Here is a 17857-nt window from a genome sequence, read left to right on the forward strand (position 1 = left end):
TAAGGTTGATGAAAAGGAAGCAGGGTCTTAATCGCAATGTGAGTCACTAACTCGGAGCGAAGCTTAGTTTACCCTGCTTCTTGCTCAATCAAATAGTCCAATATAATAATTATGCTAATCTAAAGGAGCGTAGCGTGGCAATCTCCTCGCTTGTTTATACGCGAGCGAGGAGATTGCTTCGTCGTTCCTCCTCGCAATGACATAGTAATTATCGGGTATCTATTACATTCTGCACCAATCAAAAAAATGAACGGTCAAAACCTTATCTTGAAACATGAAAAAACTGTTACTCCCTTTACTATTTGCTTCTTTAAAACTTTCGGCACAAAACGCTCAGCAGATCCATCAAAAAGCTATTCTAATAGATACGCATAATGATGTATTGTCGACCCAGCTGATCACTAAAAACGATCTGGCCAAACGGCAAAGTACAGGTAACTTCGACCTGGTACGGGCTAAAGAGGGTGGGTTAGATGCGCAGATATTTTCGATCTGGTGCGATGAAAAATATGGAAAGGGTACTGCCTTTGCGCAAGCCAACCAGGAGATAGATTCCCTATACGCACTTATCAAACGCAATCCTGATAAAATAACCCTGGTGCGTAATAGCTCTGAACTGAAAAAAGCAGTGGATCAGAAAAAACTGGCTGCCCTGATAGGTGTGGAAGGAGGGCACATGATCGAAGACCGGATGGATTATATCGATAGCCTGGCTAAACGGGGGATGCGTTACCTAACCCTTACCTGGAACAACAGCACCTCCTGGGCTACATCGGCACGTGATGAGGTGACCAAAAAAGATAGTTTAAAACATTTTGGATTGACAGATTATGGTAAACAGATCGTACATCATTTAAATGATCTGGGTGTGATAGTGGATATATCGCACGTGGGTGAGCGTACCTTTTATGATTTACTGGCTACTACCAGTAAACCGGTTATCGCATCGCATAGCTGCGTTTATAATATCGACCCGAACCGGCGTAACCTCAAAGACGATCAGCTCAAGGCTCTGGCAAAAAACGGCGGCGTGGTGTGCGTGAACTTTTATAGTGGTTTTGTGGATAGCGCTTATGTGGCCAAAGTAACCACATTTTATTTAAAGTATAAAAGCCAGATCGATTCACTCAGTAAAGTATATAATGATAACGACCTGGGGTTTATTAAGGTAAGTTCCCTGCACCAGGCCGAGGCCGACAAACTACGGCCGCCATTAAGCATGCTCATTCAGCATATTGATTATATCGTTAAGTTGATTGGTGTTGATCATGTGGGTATAGGTTCTGATTTTGATGGCTCCGAATCATTTCCACTGGGGATGGACAGCGTTGCCGACTACCCTAAAGTAACCGCAGCATTGCTTAAACTCAACTACAGCGAAAAAGATATCGATAAAATATTGGGTGGTAATGTAATAAGGGTATTAAAGGCAAATACAGGTAAATAACTATATTTAGCTGTTCAAAATTAATTTATGCTTAAGCCTTACTTTATTGCTTTACTATTATGTGTTTGCGCTATAACGTCAAATGCGCAGGTTCGAAAAATTTATTTAACTAATGATGGTTCCAAAACATCGGATTCATTAAGAGCAACTTCATACATTTTATATCAAAAAATGGAAGGAGATTCTGCATGGTCAACAAGACAATACGATATGCAAGATATCATAATGACCATAGGTACTTTTAAAGATGAGCAATTTACCATCCCGCATGGTAAGTTCATTTACTATACATTAATACCTCCAGGTAAATTTAAGATCTATAATAGAGATCCTAAAAAACAAGATTCAGCGTTTGCTCAAGGAGGAAATTTTATTGACCAAACAGGAGTGTATTTAAACGGTAAAAAGAACGGTAGCTGGATGTCGTATAATCATCAGAAGCCTGCATTCCTTTATACTTACCAGGATGATATTCAGAATGGGTTGTATCAAAGTTATAACTATAGTTCCGGTAAAGTATTAGTGGAGGGTAATTTTATAAACAATGTAAGGCAAGGCGATTGGAATAGTTTATCATATTATGGAGATATAATAAAAACGGAGGTTTATAAAGAGGGTAAAATAGTTAAAACTATTTCCTATCTAAATGACAGAAAATTCCAATACGGGAAAGATGGACAGCGTTCAAAGTATGATTTAATTAGTTACTTAAATTTAAGACTATCAACAAAAAGATTTAACAAACACGGAAAGTATCACGTCACATATAGCTTTGATTTAACACAGAATGGGAAATTAGTGGCCCCTTTGATAGAAGAAAAATCTGATCAGGAAATAGATGATACATTAATCAGCGAACTATCAGCAGCACCTAACTGGGAACCTATAATACGTACTGAGGTATTAAAAACATTTCTATTAACATCTGCGCCCAACCAGGAACCTGATGCATATAATAGCGATGAGAAAAGATTGCATATCCCGTTTTATCTTGATATTGTTATAGATGGTAAAGGGAAAGTTCATATTTCTTACCCTGAAAAAGATATATTTAGATATGATTAGGTGAGTAACAATGGCAATATCCTGACCATGTGCTATTGATTCGCTTCTGAATAAATCGTAAATTCGCCTACATTTTTTTATAACAATGTCTCAAGAAACTGAACACATCAAATGCCTTATCATAGGCTCAGGACCGGCTGGTTATACCGCCGCTATATACGCTTCAAGGGCCGATCTTAAACCCGTTATGTATACTGGTTTATTGGCCGGAGGGCAGCTTACCCAAACTACCGAGGTAGAGAATTTTCCCGGATATCCTGAAGGTATCATGGGTCCCGAAATGATGGAAGACCTGCGCAAACAGGCCGAACGCCTGGGTACCGAGATCCGTTTTGGTTATGCCAGTTCGGTTGATTTTTCGAGCTTGCCCCATAAAGTGGTTATTGACGAAAACAAAACTATTACTGCCGATACCGTGATCATCGCTACCGGTGCTTCAGCTAAATGGCTGGGTTTGGAGTCTGAACAAAAATATAGTGGTTTTGGTGTGTCAGCTTGTGCCGTATGTGATGGTTTCTTTTTCAAAGGACAGGACGTGGCCATTGTTGGTGCCGGTGATACCGCTGCCGAAGAAGCTACATACCTGGCCAAACTAACCCGGAAGGTTTATATGATCGTTCGCCGCGATGAGTTCCGTGCCTCAAAAGCAATGGTACATCGCGTGTTGAATACACCAAATATCGAGATATTATATAATACCGAAACCAAAGAGATTCTTGGCGATGGGCAAAGCGTAACCGGTGTAAGAGTTACTAATAACCAAACCAATGTTGATACCGATCTGGATGTTACCGGGTTCTTTGTTGCTATAGGTCATCACCCCAATACAGATATTTTTAAAGGCTGGTTAAATATGGACGAGACCGGTTATATCCTTACCCGTCCGGGATCAACCGAAACCAATGTTGAAGGCGTATTTTGCTGTGGCGATGCCCAGGATCATATCTACCGTCAGGCAGTTACTGCCGCAGGCACAGGTTGTATGGCCGCTATCGATGCCGAACGTTACCTGGCTGCTAAAGAACATGTAGTAACTGCGTAATTACCCCGCCCAACCTCCCTAAAGAGACAGGGCTTTTTGAAAAATATGGGAAACGCCAATTGGAAACAGTTGGCGTTTTTCGTTTTAGCCTTTATTCATTGATATTCGTTTTTAAAACTTCTACAAAGGGTTTCCGTCAGCAGAACAGCTTCGGGCGAAAGCAGGCAGAACGATGATGGGTCAGTGTAGTGGCAGGGGCATAGCAAGTTTTTGCTGTAGCGAGTGGATTGTGCGAACGAAGTGGAGCAAAATAATTGTAGCCCGTAGTTCTGTTTGGTTTGCAGGGTAGAGGCCGTGAGCGCAAAGAAGCATTTTTGCTGACTTGATTTTTGGTTACTTTGTATCAAGACAAAGTAACAGCCCCACCGGCAATTGAGCGCTCTACGTTATGGCTTACAACTCTTGTAAAGTATATTTATCGCTAATAAATACGTTTTAGCATAGATTTTTTACACGCCAAACTTCTTATATTTTTTTAAAAACATCTATATTCACCATTCAGTACCAACCTGATTAATAAATATGTATAAAAAAGCATCCCTAATGCTGTTTGCCGTGCTTACAGTATGTACATCTGTTGTCAACGCTCAGGATACCGACCCAAACCTGGGTATTATTCCGGCCCCTGTATCATTAAAAAAGGCTCCCGGTGAGTTTGTGCTAAGCCAGGGAACGGTTATCCGGGCCGATTCCCCTTCGAATAAAGCCGTTGTGTTTTTTAAAGATTATCTGGAGAACAACTTAAGCTTTCATAAAGTTGTTTTGGCAAAAACCATGGAAAAGATCCGTAGGGATGCAAACACCACTATTGTCTTAACAGCCGCGGGGACAGAGAATTTACCTGTCGAAGGGTATCGCCTCACTATCACACCGCAACAAATAACAGTTGCAGGCAAAGGTTCGGGTCTTTTTTACGGGATTCAAACACTTTTACAGTTGATGCCCATGGAAAGGAGTGCTACCGCTAAATTTCCCTGCGTACAGATAGAAGATTATCCTCGTTTTGGTTATCGTGGAGCGATGCTGGATGTAGGTCGCCATTTTTTCTCTGTCGAGCTGGTTAAAAAGTACATTGATCTGTTGGCTGCTTATAAACTGAATACTTTTCACTGGCACCTGACCGAAGATCAGGGCTGGCGTATCGAAATAAAAAAATATCCAAAGCTTACCCAAATCAGCAGCCAGCGGGCACAAACTTTAATTGGCGGTTACCGAGATCGTACCCCTCAGCAATTTGATGGTACGCCGTATGGTGGGTTTTACACCCAGGATCAGATCCGTGATGTAGTCAAATACGCTTCCGACAGATATATTACTATTGTTCCTGAAATTGAGATGCCAGGCCACTCATCAGCGGCACTGGCTGCCTATCCAGAATTGGGTTGCGATCCCGGAACGCCTGTTAAAGTAGCCGAAACCTGGGGCGTGTTCCCGGATATCTACTGTCCGTCTGATAAAACATTCAGTTTCCTGGAGGATGTATTAACCGAGGTAATGGCCCTTTTCCCGAGTAAATATATCCACATTGGTGGCGACGAAGCACCAAAAGATGCCTGGAAAAAATCGGCCTTTTGTCAGGACCTTATTAAAAAATTAAACCTGAAGGATGAGCATGGCCTGCAAAGCTATTTTATCCAAAGGATGGAGAAATTCCTGAACTCTAAAGGGCGCAGCATCATTGGTTGGGACGAGATATTGGAAGGCGGTCTTGCACCAAATGCTACGGTAATGAGCTGGAGAGGCGAAGAAGGTGGTATTGCGGCTGCTCAGCAAAAACATAACGTGATCATGACCCCGGGAAATGGCGGCTTATATATTGATCATGGCCAGGGTAAACCAAGCCAGGAGCCGCTGAGTATAGGCGGCAACGAGCCTTTATCAAAAATATACAGCTATAACCCAACACCGGCGGTTTTAACTGCTGATGAGCAAAAATATATAGAGGGAGTACAAGCCAACTTATGGACAGAGTATGTACCAACCGACGCCAAGGTAGAATATATGCTGCTGCCGCGGTTAATGGCCCTGTCTGAAGTGGCATGGTCGCCTTTGGCAAACAAGAATTTTAAGGATTTTTCAGAAACCCGTTTGCCTGGTCATTTAGCCTGGCTGGATAAAAACAATATCAATTACCGTGTGCCGATGGCTATCGGTGCAAAAGATACGGTGATGATAGGATCACAATTGAGCGCCACCTTAAAACCATCGGTAGATGGGGCTAAAATATACTATACCATTGATGGCTATACGCCGCGCGAAACCGATCTGATCTATACCATTCCACTCAACCTTTCCATTCCACCCGATCAGTATCGCGAGCTGCAAACCATCGTAATCACCCCATCGGGTAAAAGGAGCGTGGTAACGCGTACGGTGGTATATAATAAAGCACCCATGGCGCCCGTTAATTATACAGGATCAACACCAGGCGTAAAATACCAGTTATTTCCGGGTACTTATACGGCTACCAGCCAGTTAACCAATCTGCCGGCTGCCGACAGCGGCGCTGTGAAAACTTTCAGCACTATTGATTTCCGGAAAAGTAAAGGTAAATATGGCATTATCTATTCGGGCTATTTGAATATTGATGCTGATGGTAATTACGGGTTTTCGACCCTTTCAGGTAATGGATCGGTGTTACTGATCGATGGTCAGCCGGTGGTTGATAACGATGGCAAACACGCGGTTACCGAACAGGCCGGCGCCGTATCCTTATTAAAAGGTTATCACAAGCTTACTTTAAAATATGTTGATGCCGGCGGGCCAAGTAACTTAAAAGTATTCATCAACGCGCCGAGCAAACAAAAAGCTGAATTAACAGCCGATACTTTATATAATTAATATCCTGCAAAATAAAATGACCAACAGATTTTATCTTTTCGCGCTATTAATAGGTACTGTAATTGCTGGTTGCGGCGATAACGAAAAAAAGCCTGCAACCACTGCATCGGTAGCTAAAAAGTCGGAACCGATGGCGCCTTTCAGGTTTCATAAACTGATAGAGGTATCTCCCGGGCAAAGCTATGATATATTGAGCTGGGGGCGTGGTTCGTTAGACGCGGGATCATTCATGATCCTGCATTCGGATTCATCGGCCATAAAATATACAACCACCACAGGTGACCTGGATGGGGCTATAGTTGATGTATACAACGCCGATATGGATCTGGATGGTAATCCGGAGATTCTGATCCAGGCCAAATCAAAAGACACTACCAATTACACCAGTATTTACGCTTTTGAGTTCAGTAATAATAAGGCCAATAAGCTCGATTTTCCCAAACTGAACAACTCGCAGCGCAAAGGCTACCGGGGTAGTGATAATTTTTACATTCGAGATGGTAAACTGATGCGGGAGTTCCCGATTTTTAACGGTAGCGGGAAAGAGGCCAAACCCACAGGCGCCAAACGTCAGTTGGAGTATGGTTTAAGAAGTAATGAGTTCACTGTAAAACAGCTTAGCAAAGATTCAACTGATGTTGCTGATAAGAAGGGGGTAGCAGCTGTTACGCCTGTTAAACAGAACACGGAAAAGAAAACCACAAGTACTAAGAAATCTGAAAAGAAAAGTAAGTCTTCCTCGTCAAAATCAAAGAAAAAGAAGAAACATAAGAGAAGGCATCAGGACGAGGAATAAACAAAAATAGCGGCACCATTAGGTGCCGCTATTTTTGTTTCTGTAGAACCGTGATTTACATGATTTAAAGATTTTCTTGATTTTAACGAGAATCAGGATAATCCTACGATCATGTAAATCATGGTTCAAAATTTACCCAACAATCTCCAGATCACTCAGCTGGTTATTGATAAATTCCATTTCCTCACCGTTGATGTGAATCTCGATAGCTTTGGCGTTTTGTTTAGCCTGTGCGGCATTGCGGGCGCCTACAAGCGCTATGGTTATGCCGGGATGATTGATGGTCCAGCGGATCACTAACTGACCCAGGGTAGCGCCTTTTTCGTCGGCAAGAGGTTTTATTTTGGCCAGGAACTCATTGGTACGCCTGATATTCTCCTCTTGGAAATATTTAACGCCCGCGCGGTGATCACCGGCCTCAAATTGATGCCCTGGTTTCATTTTGCCGGTCAATAGCCCACGCTCCAACGGACTATAAGCTAATATTGATTTTTTATTTTCGATGCAATAAGGGATCAGCTCATCCTCAATATCCCGTTTCACCATGCTGAAAGATACCTGGTTTGAGGCCAGCTTGATGCTTTTTTCGGCAGTAGCCATTTGTTGGATATCATAATTGCTTACACCGGCTTCGCGTATCTTGCCCTGTTCTTTGAGGCGAAGTACGGCTTCCATAGTTTCGTCGATAGGTGTAGTGGCATCGGGCCAGTGGATCTGGTACAAGTCAATATAATCGGTCCCTAAACGTTTCAGACTGTTTTCGCACTCCAGTATAATACTTTCTTTACCGGCATATTTGTAAACATCGATATCCTTGCCATCATTATCCTGACTTTTGAAACCAAAAGTACCCTTTGCCAGGTCCCAGCGCATGCCGTATTTGGTGAGGATTTGAACTTTATCGCGAGGAAAACTTTTTATGGCCTGGCCAACCAGCTCTTCACTTTTACCCTGCCCGTAAATAGGCGCGGTGTCAATAGAGGTGATGCCCATATCGTAGGATACGCGCATGGCTTCAATGGCTTCTTTATCGTCATTGCCACCCCACATCCAGCCACCTGCAGCCCAGGCACCAAATGTTATAACCGAAACAGCCAGTTTAGTTTCTCCTAATCGTCTAAATTCCATAGATAAATAAGTAGTTTAAAATCCGGCAGCAAAATGTATTTAATTGTTGAGATAAAAAAATTATTTAGACAACGAAATCATATCATTCGCGTTACCAACACCAACCGCGTCAAAATCATTATTAAAATAAAACCAGCCCTCGCGCGCATCAGGGTTTTGTTTTACTGTGTTGATGATTTTTTCAAGGAAATTTTTTGAATAGGGCGAGCGGTATAATACAGGCACCCCGTGAAAACGATAATACACCATAGGCGTATTTTGTATCACATTATCGGGCAATGTGGGGTGACTCATGCCGCAAAAGGTAATATGATGTTTAGCCAGTTTTTCATAAACGGAATCATTCCACCAGCTTACATGGCGTAGCTCCAGCACGTTCTTAAAGGAAGGGTTCAAGCTGTTGATGATGCGATCAAGTCGTTCGTCATCATAAGTAAAGCTGGGGGGCAACTGAAACAATACTGGACCGAGTTTTTCCTGCAATCCCTGGTTAATGGTATCATAAAAACTGATGATCAAATCCGCAGTATCGTTGAATTTTTTGTAATGGGTAATAGCACGTGGGGCTTTTACCGCGAAACGGAAATCGGCTGGACTTTTACCATACCAGTTTTGCAGGAAAGAAAGCTGCGGGAAACGATAAAAGGTCACATTAAGCTCCAGCGTTTTAAAATGTTCGCAATAATAATCAAACCATTTACGCTGCGGCAGATCATTGGGATAAAAGCGCCCTTTCCAATCTTTATAATGAAAACCCGAACAACCGATATGCCACTCCATTCCATATAAAAGAATGCGAGTGGCCTTTTGTTTTAAACTTAACCAATGATACTAAGCATAAAGTCGATAGCCTGTGGCGAATGTAATGCAGCTGTTGATTCCATGGTGATCATGGCTATTTCACTGGCCCTTGCCCGCATCTGGGTTTCATAAGCAGCTATAGCCGATTGCGTATCCGCAAAGTCATCACTGAGTAAGCATTGACTTAGTTCCAGGGCATCCAGCATGGCCATGTTTACGCCTTCGCCGGCATAAGGAGGCATTAGGTGCGCGGCATCGCCCAGCATGGTGAGGTTGGGTAAAGCCTCCCAGGTTTGGTCAAAAGGCATACAGTATTGCGGGCGTGGTACAAAGGCATAGCTCGCGTTCTCGAATAATTCCTGCCATACGCTGTCCCAGTCGGCATATGCTGTTTTAAACCAGGCCAACACCTGTGCTTTGTCCGTAAAATCGATTCCGGAATCTTTAGCCCAGTTTTCATCGATTTTCAAACCTGGATAAAATACCAGGCTACCATCGCCTTTAGAGCTTACAATGAGGCTTTTTTCACTGCCCATGGCAAATATTTTACCTCCTTTTAATAACTGATGTATTTTAGGACTTGCTGTTTCGGAATGGTGTACTGCCCCTTCTATAGCCGTAACGCCCGAATAAAAAGGCTTAATAGGCGTAATGTATGGGCGTAGTTTGGAGTTTGCCCCGTCGGCAGCTATCACGATATCGGCAATAACCGAAATGCCGTTTTTAAATTCCAATTTCCAGGAAGTATCTTCTGGCGAAAGACTTAAAAAATGGCTATCCCAAACAACCGTGCCAGGTAGCAAAGAATCCAGCAGGATGTTTTGCAGCGGTCCCCGGTCAATTTCGGGTCTGTCCATGGGGCGTTTGGGAGCGTCGTGTTCATCAAGGATGATGTTTGCTTGTTTGTCCATAACACGCACCCTATCGGCATCGGGACGGAAGTTGGCATTAAAGGCATCCATCAACCCTGCCTCGTGCAGTGCTTTCAGGCCCGATTCTTCATGCAGGTCAAGCGTAGCGCCTTTTGCCCGGGCATCTTTGTTGATATCCCGTTCATATACTTTTACGTTGGCACCGTTCATTTGCAATAGTCTTGCCAGCGTTAATCCGCCCGGACCGCCGCCCACAATGGCTATCTTTTTATTTTTAATATTGTTCATTTTTTTGTGTTCTAATTTATTTTAGCATGCCTTTTATTACTACATCGCAGCATTGTAAAAGGGTTTCTTCGGTGATGATTTGTTCGGGTCTTTCCTGGTAATCAAAGTACTCGCTCATCAGATCGATCAATGGCGAAAACAACAGAGCTCGTTGTATATCCTGATGGAAATTCCGGATAGTACCTGCCGCCGCGTGATATTCCAGGAAGCGGATAACAGCCCCAAAGTAATCGCCCTGTTTAATGTTTTTTGCCTGGTAGGCTTTATTTAGCAGGGGCGATGATTTGCCATATTGCATCAGGGCAAAGGCGTGGCGGTTGTTTTTAAAATAGGCAAAGCCATTTAACCAGAGTTTTTTTACCCCTTCGGCAAAATTCATGTCAAATCTAAAATCCTTCAGCACAGCCTGTTCGTAAGCACCCAGCACCTCCTCAATATAAAGCGTTACCAAAAGATCTTCCTTATTGTCGTACTTGATATAAATGGTACGGGGCGATATATTGGCAGCCTTGGCCAGCTTTTGCATGGTCAGGTTTTCCAAACCTTCCTCAGCTATGATCTGTAGGGCAATGGTACGGATGGCTTCTTCTTTCTCTAAATTCTTTGGGCGCATAATGCCTTGATTATTAATATTGATACAATAATAAGTAAATATTTATTTACTTACAATATTTATTTGAATTTCCTGTTTTGAATAGTGGCTGGTGAATAAAAACTAACGTCATTGCGAGGTACGAAGCAATCTCTACATAGGCAGGTCAATTAATATAGGCTATTCTGTTTGTTCGGCATAGCATAGAGATTGCTTCGTACCTCGCAATGACGTGTAGTTGGGAAGGTCTTCTGAAATCTGCACATTTATTCGCACATTTGTATATCTGCCTATTGCACTGATAAAATATGCGCTTTATATATCCGGCTTTTTTATTTGCACTGCTCACGTTAGCTATCCCGGTCATTATCCATTTATTCAACTTTCGTAAATTCCAGAAGGTGAATTTTAGCAATGTGCAGTTTTTAAAGGAGATTCAGGAGCAGCAGGCATCGCGCCGCAACTTAAAGGAGCGGCTGATACTGGCTGCACGTTTACTGGCCCTGTTTTTCCTGGTGCTGGCTTTTGCCAGGCCGTATCTGCCGGGGCAAAATTCCGGTAATACCGGCAGGCAAAATGCGGTAAGTATCTTTGTAGATAACTCCTACAGCATGGAAACCCTTAACCGCGAAGGCTCGCTACTGGATGATGCCAAACAAAAAGCCAAAGAGATTGCATCCGCCTATAATATCAATGACCGTTTTCAGCTGCTTACGCAGGATTTTGAGGGTAAACACCAACGCTTGCTCAGTCGCGACGAGTTTAATGACGCGGTTGACCAGGTAAAAATCAGCGCGCAGAGCCGTACCCTGCAGCAGATCATTAACCGCCAGCAAAACCTCTTGCTTACACAGCCGGGAGCTATCAAATCGACCTATATCATTTCAGATCTTCAAAAAAATATGGTGGCTAAGCCATTAAAAGCGGATAGCAGTATAGCCACCAGCCTGATACAACTTAAAGCCGGGAACCTGCCCAATGTAGCGGTTGATTCTGTTTGGCTGTTAAGCGCGGTACACCGTCCCGGTGAAAACGAAAAACTGGTGGTTCGGCTCCACAACTATGCCGACGAAAAGGCTGATAAAGTTCCGCTAAAAATAACCATCAACGGTGCCCAGAAAGCCTTGGGCAACTATACTATTCCTGCACGTGCGGTGCAAACCGATACACTCGCTTTTATGGGTTTACAAGCCGGTTGGCAGCAGGGGCTGGTTGAGCTGCAGGACAATCCCGTTACCTTTGATAACAAATTTTACTTCAGTTTTAATGTAAGCGCGCAAATGCCCGTGCTGCTGATCGACGGAGGCACACCCAACCCGTATTTAAAGGCGGTATTTGCGTCTGATCCGTTTTTTGCCGCTCAGCGTGTGCCCGATGGTAATGTGGATTATGCAGGTCTTAATAGTTTACCTATTGTAGTGGTTAGTGATGTAAAAGCTATGTCTACAGGTCTGGCGCAGCAATTGAAGACTTATGTTAATAAGGGCGGAACGCTGGTTGTTTTCCCTGCTGCCGATGCCGATCTGGCCAACTATCGCGCATTCCTGCAACCCATGAATGCTGCCTGGCCAGAAAAACTACTGACCGAAGCTACTAAAGTATCCACACTGAACAGGCAAAGCCCTGTGTTTAAAAATGTGTTTGAGAATTTCCCTGAGAATCCGGATCTGCCAGTAGTTAAAAAATATTACCAGTTAAATACCTCCCGCGGAGGGGCAGATAACCTGATGAAACTAACCGGTGGACAAACCTTTTGGGCGGGTTATAACCCTGGTCGCGGTAAGGTTTATGTAGCCGCTGTACCACTTGATGAAGCGTATAGCAGTTTACCACGGCACGCCCTTTTTGTGCCCACGTTGTTCCGGATAGCCCTGCTAAGCGGGCACGATCTGCCTTTGTTTTACACCCTGGGGCAGGATGAAACGCTGGAGATTCCACCCGTGCAGATCACCGAAAAGCAATTGCTTAAATTAGTAAAAGGTGATCAAAGCACCATTCCGGATGTGCGGCAGCAGGAGGGGAGCACAATGCTGTACCTGTCTGATCAGTTGCATGAAACCGGGATTTACACGCTGAAAAAGCAGGATAGTACGCTGGCTACGCTGGCCTTTAACGATAACCGCAGCGAATCTGACATGAGTTATTTGAGCCCGACTACCCTGAAACAATTAATGCCTCCTTCAACCACCTTATTAACAGGTGGTAACGCTTCATTAAAAGGTATTGTGGTCGAAACAAATTTTGGCACACAATTATGGAAACTTTGTATAATTTTGGCATTGATTTTTCTGGCGGCCGAAATTTTGTTGATCAGGTACTTTAACCCGGGTAAACAAGCCATAAAGCAGCCTGTTTGATCCATACAAATCCTTAAAGCAGTGCTCATGAATTTGCTTATCAAATCTGCCACCATTCTTGATCCCGGATCAGCCTTTCATCAACAAGTTACCGATATTTTAATTGAAAATGGGGTGATCACCCGCATTGCCGAAGATATTGAAGCCGATGCCGAACTGGTAGATGGGGAGGGCAAATATGTATCGCCCGGTTTTTTCGACCTGAACTGTAACATCGGAGAGTTAGGACTGGAAACCAAGGAAGATATGCACTCGGGTACACGCGCCGCCGCTGCCGGTGGCTTTACCGGTATTGCCCTAATGCCCAATACCACCCCGCCGGTACACTCCAAGGCCGAAATTGAGTACCTGCTTAACCGCGCCAAAAATAACCTGGTTGATGTTTATCCTTTAGGAACTATATCGCACAAGCGCGAAGGCAGGGATCTGGCCGAGATGTATGATATGTACCTGAGCGGCGCCAAAGCCTTTACCGATGGTAACCGCCCGGTGCAGGATGCAGGTTTGATGGAACGTGCACTACTGTATGCCCAGGGTTTTGATGCCATGGTGTTCTCGTACCCCGAGGATACGGCTATAGCCGGCAAAGCCAAAGTGAACGAAGGGGAGGTAAGCACCCTTTTAGGGATGAAAGGTATCCCATCACTGGCCGAAGAGCTGATGATAGCGCGCGACCTTTACCTGGCCGAATATACCGTATCAAAAATACACTTTAGTACTGTATCAACCGCCCGTTCGGTTGAGCTTATCCGCGAAGCCAAACGTAAGGGATTGGAAGTTACCTGCGATGTGGCCGCGCACCACCTGGTACTTACAGACGAGGCCCTGATGGGGTTTGACAGTATGTATAAGGTAAAACCGCCGCTGCGTACCAAAGATGATGTTTTGGCGTTGATAAAAGGGCTTAAAGATGGTACCATTGATGCTATAGTAAGCCAGCACACCCCGCACGAGGTGGAGTTTAAGGATGTGGAATTTGAAGTGGCCGAATTCGGAATAACCGGCTTCCAGACCGCGCTACCACTGGCTCTAAGATCGGGTTTACCGGTGGAGCTGCTGGTTGATAAGCTGGCCATTAATCCGCGCGAAATACTGGGTGTAACCGTACCGGTTATTGCCGAAGGTGAGCGTGCCAACCTGGTGCTTTTTGACACCGAAACAGAATGGGAATACAGCAATAAAAATAATTGCTCTAAATCGGTTAATTCACCGTTCTTTGGGCAACAGTTAAAAGGAAAAGTACAGCTAACCTATAATAACAAACAAATATTTAAATAACGACAATCATGATCGATCCAAAAATACAAACCGCTTTTGAAGCCGCCCTGGAAGCTTTTTCTAAGTACAGCAGCTTTGATGCTACCCTCCTGAGCAATAGCTTCGGTGAGGTTTTCGCGCTTGACGAAGATTTTTTGACCAAGGTTGATGCTTTGGACGAAGTATTTGATAACAATCCGGCCGTTGAATCATTACGCGAGGTGTTTTTTGACCTCCTGCTGGTGAACTTTTTTAGCGCCGATGTTAAAAAACTGGAAGAAGATTACCTGGATACGCCTGAATGGGAAGATATTGAAGAGCAAACGCTTGACCGCGGTACCGAGCTGCTGAACCTGCTACTGTACCTGAATGAGTGCGAGGACGAAGATATTGAACCCGAACTGGAAGATTACCTGAAAGAGTTTTTACTGGTTGATGAGGACGAGTTTCAGGACGAGTACCGCATTTATGAACCGGTGATAGCCAACCAGATCCTGATCGAAAGCCCGGTTTCGGAGGTGAGCAAAGTAGCTCAAAGCCTTCCGCAGGATTCGGAGTTAAAAGAGCTGTTTTACCCGATGATCTGCTTTTTCCAAACCATCGATCCAACGGAGGAGGCAAAGGCCGAAATAGCAGCAAACGCCTTGGACAAAGAGTTTGATATGGCTGTTTTAGATATATTAATCAATTTTCAATAGTATCAATGGCTTTTGAAATTGACAAAAAACGGTTAAGAACCACCGGTATAGTTTTTGGCTTATTGCTGGGTTTGGTTTTAACCGTGTTGAGTATCGCCTCGTTTTATATCATACTATCGGCAACATCGGTAGTGATCATATCCTCTGTGCCTTTTATATTTTCGGTACTGTTCCCCATTTTACTGGTGGTAGTATTGTGTTTTAATTTCAGGAAAAGAGTTGGCGGTTTCTGGACCTTGCGCGAAGCGGCAACAGGCATATTTATTATGTTTTTTACGGCTTTTGTAGTACAGTTTGCCCTGCGCGATCAGTTATTTGCCAAAATAATTGAGCCGCACATGATCGAAAAAACACAGGCGGCCATGACCAATTCGGTAACCAACTATCTCAAAGAGAGCAAAACCAGTCCGGATATCATCAAAAAGAAACTGGCTGAGATCCAGGGAGAATTTGAGGCGCAAAAAGATGTCACCATCGGCAGGCAGATACAAGGCGTAGGTATCTCCATCATCTTTATGTTTGTGCTGGCTATCATTTTTGCCGCTTTCTTTAAAAAGGAAGTGGCTTGATTGATTTCGGAATTCGGATGTTCGATTTCGGATTTAAAATAAAACAAAAGCGGCTTTTCCAGTAAGGGAGAGCCGCTTTTGTTTTTATATATTTTCAGTCCATGCTCGGTGTTATCACCGATCCCTCGGTAGGTGTCTTACCAAACTTTTTCTTAAAAGAGTGAGAGAAATGTGAAAGGGTTTCGAATCCTAAATCAAGATAGATTGCGGATGGTTTCTTATTCTTTGTTTCTATCAGGCGCCGGGCTTCCAACAGGCGTTTTTCCTGTAGCCAATGCCGTGGCGCCATGCCGAATGTTTTTTGAAAGTCGCGCTTGAAACCTGCGAGGCTTCTCCCTGTAAGCTGCGCGAATTTTTCAATAGGTATATTGAAGTGAAAATTGTTGAGCATGAATTTTTCAATGTCGATCTTATATGGTTCGGAAAAATCGAACAGGAAATCTTTGAGCTCGGGCATGATATGCAAAAGCAATAGTACAGCTTCTTTTACCTTAAGCATACCCACCGCGTGGGTTATCTTTTCTTCCGAATGACGCACATAAGGAATCACCGATTGAAAAAAAGCCTTAAGAAAATCGTTTCCAGGAATAAGAATGTTAGGGGCACCTGTGTATTTTTTCCCCTGTTCTATTTGTTCTTCCAGCGCGATCTGTCTGAGCAGGTGTTCTTTCAAACAAATTACTATAGTTTGGTAATCCTCACCATTTAAAGGAGATTTAGTGAGTTCTCCCAATTGATTTCTTCGGATGAGCAACATTTCGCCCTGAACCATCGAAAGCTTTTCGCCGGCGGTTTCCAATGTAAAACGACCCGAAACCTGCAATACCAGGGTAGTATGTTCTAAAAATGCTACTTTATCCTTTCGCACAGAAGCGTGATAGGAATAAAAAAGAACCCCCGGAATTATTTCAGTCGGATTTATCATTACGTAAAGATATAAAATAGGTGGGGCTTATATACAGCCCCTCCTGGCTAACGCTGCAGATATGTGCCTCCAAGTATCGAGCCTGGAGAAAAATGATCATTAAGGGCATTCATTTCTTCCGGAGTAAAAACTATCTCCATAGCTTGTATGTTTTCCGGTAACCTTGATCTGCGGCTCATGCTCACCAATGGCATAATATGATCTCCCTGGGCATTCACCCAGGCTATTGCCAGCTGTGTTGGTGTATACCCCTTTTCTGTTGCCATTTGTTTTAATACCTCAACTTTCTCCAGGTTCTTTATCAGATTATCTCCCTGAAAACGCGAGAAGTGATTATGATAATCATTGGCAGCCAGCGGGGCTTTCATCTCACCTGTAAGTAACCCTTCGGCCGTATTGGCAAAGGCTACTACACCTATACCCAGTTCTTTCGCGGCAGGTAACAAGTCGTTTTCTATCTGGCGATCGGCCAGTGAGTAGCCTATTTCCAATGCGGTTACCGGGTGTACGCTGTGGGCCTTGCGTAGTTGATCGGCTGTAATTTCAGAAACGCCGAGATAACGTACCTTGCCTTCTTTAATCAGATCAGCAACGGTTCCTATCACATCTTCTACCGGAACACTGTTATCCAGCCTGCAGGGTTGATAAAGATCGATAGTATCTATACCCAATCGTACTAATGAATAGTTAATAAAATTCTTGATGGCTATTGGGCGTAAGTCCAGTCCAAGCCACTGACCGCCATAGAAGATAGCACCAAATTTTACGCTGATAAAGGCATCCTCTCTTCGACCTTTAATGGCTTTACCCACCAACAGTTCGTTGTGGCCCGCGCCGTAGAAATCGCCGGTATTCAGGAAATTAATGCCGCTGTCTAAAGCCGACTGTATGGTGGCGACACTTTCAGTTTCGTTATTCCCCTGATTTCCCCAAACGGGCGACATGCGCATGCAACCTAATCCAAGTTTAGAAACAAGCGGGCCATTTTTGCCGAGGGCTATTTTTGTTATGTTTGACATTGATATATTTTTATGAGTTAACGATACAAATATCAGCTTTAGATTTAATGGCCGATGTCTTTCACGGCTCAATTTACTTATCTGTATGGCTCAGTGTTTGATTTTATCTTAAGCCTGATTTTCGTTAGCCTATGGTCGGTGTTATCACCGCACCAGTCAC

The 17857-nt window shown here is 43.7% G+C and carries 15 protein-coding genes; 9 read left to right on the forward strand and 6 right to left on the reverse strand.

The window, feature by feature from the left end; translation table 11 throughout:
* The first annotated feature begins 274 nt into the window (after positions 1–274).
* From BLR84_RS20185 to BLR84_RS20205, 5 genes are all read left to right on the forward strand, one after another.
* The gene (locus tag BLR84_RS20185; RefSeq protein WP_090471753.1) at positions 275–1447 is read left to right on the forward strand and encodes a dipeptidase; all 1173 of its coding nucleotides are present in this window, start codon (positions 275–277) and stop codon (positions 1445–1447) included.
* Between the two features lie 27 nt (positions 1448–1474).
* Complete coding sequence (locus tag BLR84_RS20190) at positions 1475–2512, forward strand: toxin-antitoxin system YwqK family antitoxin (protein WP_143013956.1); 1038 nt, start codon at positions 1475–1477, stop codon at positions 2510–2512.
* Between the two features lie 85 nt (positions 2513–2597).
* Positions 2598–3554 carry a thioredoxin-disulfide reductase gene (gene trxB, locus BLR84_RS20195; RefSeq protein ID WP_090471758.1) on the forward strand — a complete coding sequence of 319 codons (957 nt, stop codon included), beginning with the start codon at positions 2598–2600 and terminating at the stop codon, positions 3552–3554.
* Between the two features lie 522 nt (positions 3555–4076).
* Positions 4077–6395, forward strand: a complete 2319-nt coding sequence (locus BLR84_RS20200) for a family 20 glycosylhydrolase (protein WP_090471760.1) — start codon at positions 4077–4079, stop codon at positions 6393–6395.
* A 16-nt stretch (positions 6396–6411) separates the two neighbouring features.
* Positions 6412–7191: a hypothetical protein gene (locus BLR84_RS20205; RefSeq protein ID WP_090471762.1), complete on the forward strand. Its 780-nt coding sequence runs from the start codon at positions 6412–6414 to the stop codon at positions 7189–7191.
* A 132-nt stretch (positions 7192–7323) separates the two neighbouring features.
* Here the strand turns inward: BLR84_RS20205 and BLR84_RS20210 are convergent, their stop codons facing one another.
* The 4 genes from BLR84_RS20210 to BLR84_RS20225 are packed head-to-tail and all read right to left on the reverse strand — an operon-like array spanning position 7324 to position 10893.
* Positions 7324–8319 carry an aldo/keto reductase gene (locus BLR84_RS20210; RefSeq protein WP_090471764.1) on the reverse strand — a complete coding sequence of 332 codons (996 nt, stop codon included), beginning with the start codon at positions 8317–8319 and terminating at the stop codon, positions 7324–7326.
* 60 nt (positions 8320–8379) lie between these two features.
* The gene (locus tag BLR84_RS20215; RefSeq protein ID WP_090471766.1) at positions 8380–9099 is read right to left on the reverse strand and encodes a DUF72 domain-containing protein; all 720 of its coding nucleotides are present in this window, start codon (positions 9097–9099) and stop codon (positions 8380–8382) included.
* A 38-nt stretch (positions 9100–9137) separates the two neighbouring features.
* Entirely contained in the window at positions 9138–10280 is a 1143-nt protein-coding gene (locus BLR84_RS20220; RefSeq protein WP_090471768.1) for an FAD-dependent oxidoreductase, read from the reverse strand.
* 16 nt (positions 10281–10296) lie between these two features.
* On the reverse strand, positions 10297–10893 hold the full coding sequence (locus BLR84_RS20225; protein WP_090471770.1) for a TetR/AcrR family transcriptional regulator: 597 nt from the start codon (positions 10891–10893) through the stop codon (positions 10297–10299).
* A 287-nt stretch (positions 10894–11180) separates the two neighbouring features.
* On the opposite strand from BLR84_RS20225, the gene BLR84_RS20230 reads away from it, so the two are divergent.
* Genes BLR84_RS20230 through BLR84_RS20245 form a run of 4 tightly spaced genes read left to right on the forward strand, consistent with a single transcriptional unit; the run spans position 11181 to position 15753 of the window.
* Positions 11181–13229, forward strand: coding sequence for a BatA domain-containing protein (locus BLR84_RS20230; protein ID WP_090471772.1), 2049 nt, complete (start codon positions 11181–11183; stop codon positions 13227–13229).
* A 27-nt stretch (positions 13230–13256) separates the two neighbouring features.
* Positions 13257–14507: a dihydroorotase gene (locus BLR84_RS20235; RefSeq protein ID WP_090471774.1), complete on the forward strand. Its 1251-nt coding sequence runs from the start codon at positions 13257–13259 to the stop codon at positions 14505–14507.
* Between the two features lie 8 nt (positions 14508–14515).
* The gene (locus tag BLR84_RS20240; RefSeq protein WP_090471776.1) at positions 14516–15184 is read left to right on the forward strand and encodes a hypothetical protein; all 669 of its coding nucleotides are present in this window, start codon (positions 14516–14518) and stop codon (positions 15182–15184) included.
* Positions 15185–15189: 5 nt separating this feature from the next.
* Positions 15190–15753 (forward strand): DUF4199 domain-containing protein, encoded by a 564-nt coding sequence (locus BLR84_RS20245; RefSeq protein ID WP_090471778.1) that lies wholly within the window; start codon positions 15190–15192, stop codon positions 15751–15753.
* Between the two features lie 94 nt (positions 15754–15847).
* Here the strand turns inward: BLR84_RS20245 and BLR84_RS20250 are convergent, their stop codons facing one another.
* Together BLR84_RS20250 and BLR84_RS20255 are read right to left on the reverse strand one after the other, a co-directional pair.
* Entirely contained in the window at positions 15848–16678 is an 831-nt protein-coding gene (locus tag BLR84_RS20250; RefSeq protein ID WP_090471781.1) for a helix-turn-helix domain-containing protein, read from the reverse strand.
* Positions 16679–16725: 47 nt separating this feature from the next.
* Entirely contained in the window at positions 16726–17697 is a 972-nt protein-coding gene (locus tag BLR84_RS20255; RefSeq protein ID WP_090471783.1) for an aldo/keto reductase, read from the reverse strand.
* Positions 17698–17857 lie beyond the last annotated feature (160 nt).

The organism is Mucilaginibacter sp. OK268, from assembly GCF_900103125.1.
Lineage (GTDB): Bacteria > Bacteroidota > Bacteroidia > Sphingobacteriales > Sphingobacteriaceae > Mucilaginibacter.

Bases quoted from the DNA above. Each gene is read 5' to 3' on its own strand.
- BLR84_RS20230 (WP_090471772.1), top strand. From the start codon at position 11,181: ATGCGCTTTATATATCCGGCTTTTTTATTTGCACTGCTCACGTTAGCT.
- BLR84_RS20220 (WP_090471768.1), bottom strand. From the start codon at position 10,280: ATGAACAATATTAAAAATAAAAAGATAGCCATTGTGGGCGGCGGTCCG.
- BLR84_RS20190 (WP_143013956.1), top strand. From the start codon at position 1,475: ATGCTTAAGCCTTACTTTATTGCTTTACTATTATGTGTTTGCGCTATA.
- BLR84_RS20215 (WP_090471766.1), bottom strand. From the start codon at position 9,099: ATGGAGTGGCATATCGGTTGTTCGGGTTTTCATTATAAAGATTGGAAA.
- BLR84_RS20235 (WP_090471774.1), top strand. From the start codon at position 13,257: ATGAATTTGCTTATCAAATCTGCCACCATTCTTGATCCCGGATCAGCC.
- BLR84_RS20205 (WP_090471762.1), top strand. From the start codon at position 6,412: ATGACCAACAGATTTTATCTTTTCGCGCTATTAATAGGTACTGTAATT.
- BLR84_RS20240 (WP_090471776.1), top strand. From the start codon at position 14,516: ATGATCGATCCAAAAATACAAACCGCTTTTGAAGCCGCCCTGGAAGCT.
- BLR84_RS20245 (WP_090471778.1), top strand. From the start codon at position 15,190: ATGGCTTTTGAAATTGACAAAAAACGGTTAAGAACCACCGGTATAGTT.
- BLR84_RS20185 (WP_090471753.1), top strand. From the start codon at position 275: ATGAAAAAACTGTTACTCCCTTTACTATTTGCTTCTTTAAAACTTTCG.
- BLR84_RS20225 (WP_090471770.1), bottom strand. From the start codon at position 10,893: ATGCGCCCAAAGAATTTAGAGAAAGAAGAAGCCATCCGTACCATTGCC.
- trxB (WP_090471758.1), top strand. From the start codon at position 2,598: ATGTCTCAAGAAACTGAACACATCAAATGCCTTATCATAGGCTCAGGA.
- BLR84_RS20200 (WP_090471760.1), top strand. From the start codon at position 4,077: ATGTATAAAAAAGCATCCCTAATGCTGTTTGCCGTGCTTACAGTATGT.
- BLR84_RS20250 (WP_090471781.1), bottom strand. From the start codon at position 16,678: ATGATAAATCCGACTGAAATAATTCCGGGGGTTCTTTTTTATTCCTAT.
- BLR84_RS20210 (WP_090471764.1), bottom strand. From the start codon at position 8,319: ATGGAATTTAGACGATTAGGAGAAACTAAACTGGCTGTTTCGGTTATA.
- BLR84_RS20255 (WP_090471783.1), bottom strand. From the start codon at position 17,697: ATGTCAAACATAACAAAAATAGCCCTCGGCAAAAATGGCCCGCTTGTT.